Here is a 5,456-nt window from a genome sequence, read left to right as displayed (position 1 = left end):
CCCGGGGCGCCACCCCGCTCCTGGCCGGCGGCGGCCGCCACCCCCGGGCGCCCCCCCCCCAAACACCGCTACACCGCCGCCCCCGGGCTCCCAGAGCCCGGGGGCGGTGGTGTAGCGGTGGTGTCTCGATTGCCGGGTCAACTCTCAGAACCGGCCGCCGCCGCCCATGAAGTCGCCATCGGACGAGCCGCCCGCAGAGCCCCACGACGAGCCCGAGGCACCGCCGAACGACGTGGGGCTCCAGGCGCCGAAGCCGCCCCGCATACCTCCGCCGAGGAGGTCCCCGATGATGATCCCGCCCAGCATGGCGCCCATGTCGCTGCCGCCGCGGCGGGTGTAGGCCTGCTGAGCCGACTGCACGTCGGCGTTGGCCAGGGCCTGCGCGTTGGCGGCCAGCGTCGCCGCGGCGTTGGCGTGGGCGATCGCCTCGGACGGGTCGTCCGCACCCTTGTCGTGCGCGGCCTCCAGATGCCGTTCGGCTTCGGCGAGCCGGGTCCGGGCCTCGGGTCCGACGCTGCCCCGGCGGGTGTCCACGTACTCCGACACCGCGCGCACCCGCGACTGCGCGGTGAACATCGCCTGCTCGAGCGAGCGGGCGAGCCGCTGGGCGTTGGCCTGCTCCTCGGCCACGGTGTCCAGGAGCCCGTGGAGGTCGGCGTCGGCCTTGGACAGCCGGGCGAAGGCGCTCAGCGGGTCCGCGGAGCCGGCGCCGCGGGCGTGGTCGAGGGCTGCGGTCGCCGCGTCGCGCGCGGCGACCAGGGCGCCGGCATGGGCCGATTCGCCGTTCGGCGTCTTCTGCAGTTGTTCGTCGGCGCGCTGGATGGCTGCCTGGATGTCGGCGATGGCCGACGGCAGTTCGTCGATGGCGTGCCGGATGTCGTTGGCGGCGCCGTCCACCGCGTCGAGCAGCGCGCGGGCCTGCCCGAGCGCCGACTCGGCGGCGCGGACCGCGTCCACCAGGGCGCTCTGCTGCCCGGTGACGGCTTGGGCGGCAGATTCGCGGGCCGCGCCGATATTGCGGTCGGCGAACGCCAGTCGCTCTTTGGCGGCCGCGACGTTGCCGGACACCGCCGTCAGCGCCGCGGCGTCGAACTCGGTGTGCAGTTCGGCGAGTCGTTGTTCGGCCGGGGCGACCCGGGCGCTGAGTTCGACGTAGCGCTGGGTCAGCCCGTCCAGCCGCGAGGGCGCGTTGATCACCAGATCCCGCAGCTTCTCGAACTCTTCGGTTTGCGATTCGAGCTCGCGGTCGGCTTGCGCCGCCGACACGATGACCCGGGTGAGCAGCTCCCGGCGCTGCCCCGGCGTCTCCGGCGTGGCGTCGTCGAGCTGTTGGCGCACGGTGAACGCCTGCGCCAGCGCCGCTTTGGCGTTGTCCACGGCCCGGGTGAAGGGTGCGGTGCGCTCCGCGCCGAATTCGTCGATCGCCAGGGCGAGTTCGTTGGAACTGGTCCGCAGCGCGTTGTCGACGTCGACCACCATCGAGCGGGACAGGTCGGCGAGGGCGTCGAGCGGCACCGCGGCCAGCGCGTCGGCGTCGGTGGGATCCACCCGCCGGGCCGCGCTCAACTCCGCGGCGCGGCGGCGCCGGCGGCGGAAGCGCATCACGACCAGCAGGACGGTCACGGCGCCGGCGACGACGGCCAGCCCCACCAGCAGCACCACCGGACCCGACGACGTGGACTTCGCGTCGAGCCCGTCGGCCGCCGCGACCGCGGCGCCGCTCCAGTCGTTGTCGTGCAGCGCGGGTTCGATCTTGTCGCGCCGCAGGGCGTCGACCTGTTTCGCGTCGACGCTCTTGACCGTGGCCGGCACCAGGAAGGCGTACGCGCGGCTGTTCGTCGCCACGGCCAGCAGGGCGTCGCGGTCGCCCAGGTCGCTGAGGCGGTAGGTGCGCTGCGCCCAACTCATTGCGCTCTGATCGGAGAAGCTGTCGACGTAGACCACCCACAACCGGATGTGGCGGTCGGTGTAGAGCTTGTCGACGGCCGACGTCACCGCCGCGCGGCCGGAACCCGACAGCGCTCCCGCGCCGTCGGTGACGTAGCCCGCCAGCCGCTGCGGCGGCTGCGCGGTGGCCGGGGGCGCCAGCAGCAACCCGGCGCCGAGCATCGTCAGGATCACGCCGAGCAGGCGAGCGGTGCGCATAAGCCAATCTAGCCCGGGCCCACGGAGAAGCACCCTGGGCAAAGGCGGGCCCGCCCCGGCGTTGCCTGGCAGACTGTGCCTCGGTGATCACGAATCAGCACGACCCCTACGACGACTTCGACCGTCAGCGGCGGGTACCCGAAGCGCCGAAGACGGCGGGCCTGCCCGGGACGGAAGGACAGCACCGCACCGACTTCGCCCGGGACCGGGCCCGCGTGCTGCACAGCGCGGCGCTGCGCCGGCTGGCCGACAAGACCCAGGTCGTCGGGCCCCGCGAAGGAGACACCCCGCGCACCCGGCTGACCCATTCGCTGGAAGTGGCCCAGATCGGGCGGGGGATGGCGGTCGGGCTGGGCTGCGACCTCGAGCTGGTCGAGTTGGCCGGCCTCGCCCACGACATCGGCCACCCGCCCTACGGCCACAACGGCGAGCGTGCGCTCAACGAGCTGGCCGCCGCCTACGGAGGCTTCGAGGGCAACGCCCAGAACTTCCGCATCCTGACCAGGATCGAGCCCAAAGTGCTTGACGCACAAGGCGGCAGCGCGGGGCTCAACCTGACCCGGGCGGCCCTGGACGCGGTGACGAAATATCCGTGGACGCGCGCGACGGGGCGGCGCAAGTACGGTTTCTACGACGAGGACCGCGAGCTGGCGGACTGGGTGCGCGCCCGCGCGCCCGCGGACCGGGTGTGCCTGGAAGCCCAGGTCATGGACTGGGCCGACGACGTCGCCTATTCCGTGCACGACGTCGAGGACGGCGTCGTGTCCCAGCGCATCGACCTGCGCGTGCTGGCCGACGACGACGAGGCCGACGCGCTGGCAAAGCTGGGCGAGAGCGAATTCTCGCGGGTCAGCGCCGACGACTTGATGGCGGCCGCCCACCGGCTGTCGGGGCTGCCGGTGGTCGCCGCGGTCGGCAAGTACGACGCCACGCTGGCGGCCGCGGTCGCCCTCAAGCGGCTGACCAGTGAGCTGGTGGGCCGGTTCGCCTCGGTCGCGATCGCGACCACGCGGGCGGCGGCGGGCCCCGGACCGCTGGTGCGCTATCAGGCCGACCTGCAGGTGCCCGACGTGGTGCGCGCCGAGGTCGCCCTGCTGAAAATCCTCGCGCTGCAGTTCATCATGTCCGACCCGCGGCATCTGGCCGCGCAGGCCCGGCAGCGCGAACGCATCCAGCGGGTGGCGCAGTGGCTGCATTCGGGCGCGCCGCGCACCCTCGACCCGATGTTTGCCGCCGCGTTCACCGCCGCCGCCGACGACCGCGCCCGGTTCCGCGTCGTCGTCGACCAGATCGCGTCCTACACCGAGGGGCGGCTGGAGCGCATCGACACCGGCCGGATCGGGTCTTAGCGGACGGCGGCGTCGCCCCTGTCCTGCTGTCGCTTCCCGTCCTGGTCCTCAGCGCCTGCAGCCCGGGCCAGAACCCCAGTTCGCGGCCGGACACCGTCCCTCCCGTCAAGAGCGCCCCACCGGCGTCGCCGTCGGCGACGACCAGCCCGGCGGCGAGCGCCGGGTCGCTGAGCGCGCAACTGAAGTCACCCGACGGCCGGTCGGTGACCACCACCGACGCGTTCACCCGCGACGACCTGCTGGCGGGCGACAAGACCGCGCTGATGCTGCACGGCGCCGAGGACCGCGACCAGGCGATGCAGCGGGTCGCATGCGGCGTGATCGGCGCGGGCTGTTAGTCGGTCTCGGCGCCGCGGACCGGGCCGTAAACTAGCCGAATGTCCAGTCCCGCGGGTTCGGCGAATGCGGGCCGCCCCCAGGGCCGGGCCCGGATTCCCGACCGCGACATCGCCGCCATCCGCGAACGGGTCCGCATCGAGGAGGTCGTCGGCGACTACGTCCAGCTGCGCAACGCCGGCGCCGATTCGCTCAAAGGCCTGTGCCCCTTCCACAACGAGAAGTCGCCGTCGTTTCACGTGCGCCCCAACCACGGCCACTTCCACTGCTTCGGCTGTGGCGAAGGCGGGGACGTGTACGCGTTCGTGCAGAAGATCGAACACGTCAGCTTCGTGGAGGCCGTCGAACTGCTCGCCGACCGCGTCGGGTTCACGATCAGCTACACCGGCCCGGCCACCAGCGTGCAGCGCGACCGCGGTACCCGCAGCAGGCTCGTGGGGGCCAACGCGGCCGCCGCGGAATTCTATGCGGCGGCGCTGGAGTCCGACGAGGCCGCGCCGGCGCGCCGCTACCTGACGGAGCGCAATTTCGACGCCGAGGCGGCCCGCCGTTTCGGCTGTGGGTTCGCTCCCTCCGGCTGGGACTCGCTGACAAAACACCTGCAGCGCAAGGGTTTCGACTTCAAGGAGTTGGAGACCGCGGGTCTGTCCCGGCAGGGGCGGCGCGGGCCGGTGGACCGTTTCCACCGGCGGCTGCTGTGGCCCATCCGCACCTCGGCGGGCGAGGTGATCGGGTTCGGCGCCCGGCGGATCTTCGACGACGACCCGATGGAAGCCAAGTACATCAACACTCCTGAGACGCTGCTCTACAAGAAGTCGTCGGCGTTGTTCGGCATCGACCTGGCCAAGCGGGACATCGCCAAGGGACATCAGGCCGTCGTCGTCGAGGGCTACACCGACGTCATGGCGATGCACCTGTCCGGGGTCACCACCGCCGTGGCGTCGTGCGGCACCGCGTTCGGCGACGAGCACCTGGGCATGCTCCGCCGGCTGATGATGGACGACAGCTTCTTTCGCGGCGAGCTGATCTACGTGTTCGACGGCGACGCGGCCGGCCGGGCCGCCGCGCTCAAGGCCTTCGGCGGCGAGCAGAACCTGGCCGGCCAGTCGTTCGTCGCGGTGGCCCCCAACGGTATGGACCCCTGCGACCTGCGGCTGCAGTCCGGCGACGGCGCGCTGCGCGACCTGGTGGCCCGGCGCACCCCGCTGTTCGAGTTCGCGATCTGCACCGCGCTCGCCGAGACGGACCTCGACAGCGCCGAGGGCAGGGTCGCCGCGCTGCGCCGCTGCGTGCCGATGGTGGCCCAGATCAAGGACCCCACGCTGCGCGACGAGTACGCCCGCCAGCTCGCCGGCTGGGTCGGGTGGGACGACGTCGCGCAGGTCATCGACCGGGTCCGGCGTCACGCCAGGCAGCCCACGGCCCCCGGCCGCGGGGGCCGCCGGGTTCCCGCTACCGCCGGCGGGCGCGGGGCGGCGTCCGCGGCACCGCCCGAGCCCGCCGCCGCCCGCCCCGACCCAGTGTGATATTCACAAAAGGCGCATCCGACGAATTGCAGTGTGTAGTTCTGGGTGGTAGCCGTATCAATTAAAAAATACTGGGGTGGGGGGGGGGGGGGGGGGGGGG

At 72.7% G+C, this 5,456-nt stretch carries 3 protein-coding genes and 1 pseudogene; 3 read left to right on the top strand and 1 reads right to left on the bottom strand.

Annotated features, from left to right (window positions below; genetic code table 11):
* Positions 1 to 144: 144 nt before the first annotated feature.
* A complete protein-coding gene (locus FPZ47_RS26375; protein WP_144955499.1) occupies positions 145 to 2,145 on the bottom strand; it encodes a TPM domain-containing protein in 2,001 nt (666 codons plus the stop codon).
* Between the two features lie 83 nt (positions 2,146 to 2,228).
* Here FPZ47_RS26375 and FPZ47_RS26370 point away from each other — a divergent pair, with 83 nt between their 5' ends.
* The 3 genes and pseudogenes from FPZ47_RS26370 to dnaG all read left to right on the top strand — a co-directional run.
* A complete protein-coding gene (locus tag FPZ47_RS26370) occupies positions 2,229 to 3,494 on the top strand; it encodes a deoxyguanosinetriphosphate triphosphohydrolase (RefSeq protein WP_144955496.1) in 1,266 nt (421 codons plus the stop codon).
* Positions 3,495 to 3,697: 203 nt separating this feature from the next.
* The gene (locus FPZ47_RS30335) at positions 3,698 to 3,832 is read left to right on the top strand and encodes a hypothetical protein (protein WP_281291891.1); all 135 of its coding nucleotides are present in this window, start codon (positions 3,698 to 3,700) and stop codon (positions 3,830 to 3,832) included.
* A 39-nt stretch (positions 3,833 to 3,871) separates the two neighbouring features.
* Positions 3,872 to 5,350, top strand: a pseudogene (gene dnaG / locus FPZ47_RS26360) (DNA primase); the annotation flags it as partial.
* Positions 5,351 to 5,456: the final 106 nt, after the last annotated feature.

It is taken from the genome of Mycobacterium helveticum (genome assembly GCF_007714205.1).
In the GTDB taxonomy this organism is placed as follows: domain Bacteria; phylum Actinomycetota; class Actinomycetes; order Mycobacteriales; family Mycobacteriaceae; genus Mycobacterium; species Mycobacterium helveticum.
The sequence above is the reverse complement of the archived record's forward strand: the minus strand, read 5'-3'. Positions and strand labels throughout refer to the sequence as shown.

Coding starts and splice junctions, on each gene's coding strand:
- FPZ47_RS26375 (WP_144955499.1), bottom strand. CDS start 2,145: ATGCGCACCGCTCGCCTGCTCGGCGTGATCCTGACGATGCTCGGCGCC.